Origin of the sequence: Arenimonas sp., assembly GCF_019459675.1 — a bacterium.
Taxonomy (GTDB): Bacteria; Pseudomonadota; Gammaproteobacteria; order Xanthomonadales; family Xanthomonadaceae; genus Arenimonas.
On the sequence record NZ_JAIBFH010000349.1, the window covers coordinates 1 to 2,174 of the forward strand.

Genomic DNA, 2,174 nt, shown 5'->3' on the forward strand with positions numbered 1-2,174 from the left:
TAACGGGCCGTTAGTGAAAAGAAGTTAACCTGACCCCGTTTTACGCCAGCGGATCTCCGGCCTGCCAGCCGGAGGACGCGAGGCTGTCGAGCAGGGACTGGACCTCGGCCTTGGCGTCGAGGGCGTGGATGGGGAGCACCAGGACGTCGCCGGGCTGGGACCAGGACAGCAGTTCGCGCACGGCGCCCAGTTCGGGCAGGCAGATGCGCAGCTGGTCGTCATGCAGGCCGCGGCGGCGCAGCTCGTCGCCGATCACCTGGGCCACTTCGCCGGTTTCGCGGCCGCGGATGAAGCCGTCGATGTCCTTGAGCACCACCAGGTCGGGCCTGGCGTCGGCGGCCACGCCGGCCAGGGCGCGGATGTCGTCGTCGCCGCGGTTACCGGCCTGGCCAAGCACCAGGCCCAGGCGCTTGGGCCCGCCGGCGCGGGCCACGCGCAGCAGGCCGCGCAGTCCTTCGGGGTTGTGCGCGTAGTCCAGCAGCAGCCGCAGGCCGCCAAAGCTCCTGCGCTGCAGCCGGCCGGGGTTGTCGCCGGGCTCGCTGCCGAAGCGCGACAGCACGCCGGCGTTGGTGGCCGGCGGCACGCCCAGCGCCTGCGCCAGCAGGCTGGCCGCGGCCGCGTTGCCCAGGTTGTAGTCGGCCATGCCGCCGTCGGCGAGGGGCATGGTGGTGATATCGGCGATCGCCACGACGTCGTCGCCGCTGGCCAGGTGCAGCTGGCCGTCGCGAACGCCGCAGGTGGCCCCGCCAAGGGCGCGGTGCGCGCGCAGCCGCGGATGGTCGTGGTCGCGGGCGAACCAGGCGAACCGGCACGGCAGGGCTTCACCGCGCGCCGCCAGCCGCGCGTCGTCGGCGTTGAGCACCAGCATGCCGCTGGCATCGAGTGCGCGCGCGACGGTCAGCTTGGCGTCGACCAGCGCATCGATATCGAAAATGCCGTACTCGCCGAAGTGGTCGTCGCTGACGTTGGTCACGGCCGCCGCGTCCACGCGCGGCAGCACCAGGCCACGGCGCAGCATTCCGCCGCGCGCGGTTTCCAGCACCGCCGCCTGCACGCGCCGGTCGCGCAGCACCGCCCGGGCGCCGCCCGGGCCTGAGAAGTCGCCGCTGGCGATCTGCTCGCCCGCCACGAATACGCCGTCGGTACAGCTGTGGCCGCTGCGCAATCCGTGCGCGCGCAGCATCGCCGCCAGCAGCCGCACGGTGGTGGTCTTGCCATTGGTGCCGGTGACCATGGCGGTGGGAATGGCGTGCAGCGCCGACCAGTGCACGTCGGCCACTTCCGGCAGTGCGTTGATCGGCCAGGTCTGGCCGCCTTCGCCCAGGCCCAGGGTCAGTGCGTCGTCATCGGCCAGCACCGGTACGCCGCGCGCGACCGCTTGCGCCTGCAGCGCCTGCAGCCGCGGGTTGGCCTCGTCCGCCACCATCGCCGCCAGCGTGTGCTGCGCGGACGCCTCGTCCCACGCCGCCGGATGCCCCGGCGCATGCAGCACGAAGGCGCGCCGCTGCGACAGCCAGGCCCATTCATTGATTTCCGTGGCCGCGTAAAGTCCGTCGCCAGGCGCGGTGAACGCCAGCGCCGCGCCGCCGGGATGCGGCCGCACCATCACGGTGTGGACCGGCCAGCCCAGCGCCGCGCCCATGCGCTGCACGCGCTCGCGCCATCCGGCCCAGGCCGCCGGGTCGTCCGCGCCCTCGCCCAGGGTTTCGAGCACCGCGCCGCTGCCGGCGAAATACAGGTTGGGGCCGGTAAGGCGCCGCGAGTCGTCGAAGGGCAGTGCGTCCAAGAGGCTCAGTCGTTTTCCTCGCGCGGCAGATGCACGCCGCGTTCGTCACGCACGACGCCCTCGAAATCACTGAGCGCCGGCTCTTCGACCATGGCCTCGGGCACCGGCGGGCGCGCGGGTGGGGGCGCGGCGACCGCTGCCGCCGCGCCTTCCGGGCGGAACTTGGTGACCTGCTTCCACGACCGCACCAGCGCATCGGCGAACACCAGCAGCAGGTCGCCGGGCTGACCCATGCGCAGCGCCGCGTCGATGGCCTTCTGCTCGTCGGGGATGATCGAGATGGCGTCGGCCGGAATGCCCTTGGCGACCAGCGCCTTGGCCTGGATGCGCGGCACTTCGTCGCCGTCGCGACCGCGCAGGCCGTCGTCGCGGCGGCAGATGTAGTGGT

At 72.9% G+C, this 2,174-nt stretch carries 1 protein-coding gene and 1 pseudogene; both read right to left on the reverse strand.

Translation table 11 applies throughout. The features are described from left to right. Positions 1–40: 40 nt before the first annotated feature. Positions 41–1,786: a Mur ligase family protein gene (locus K0M70_RS11695; protein ID WP_290782104.1), complete on the reverse strand. Its 1,746-nt coding sequence runs from the start codon at positions 1,784–1,786 to the stop codon at positions 41–43. 5 nt (positions 1,787–1,791) lie between these two features. Beyond that, a pseudogene (locus K0M70_RS11700) lies at positions 1,792–2,174 on the reverse strand (cyanophycin synthetase); the annotation flags it as partial.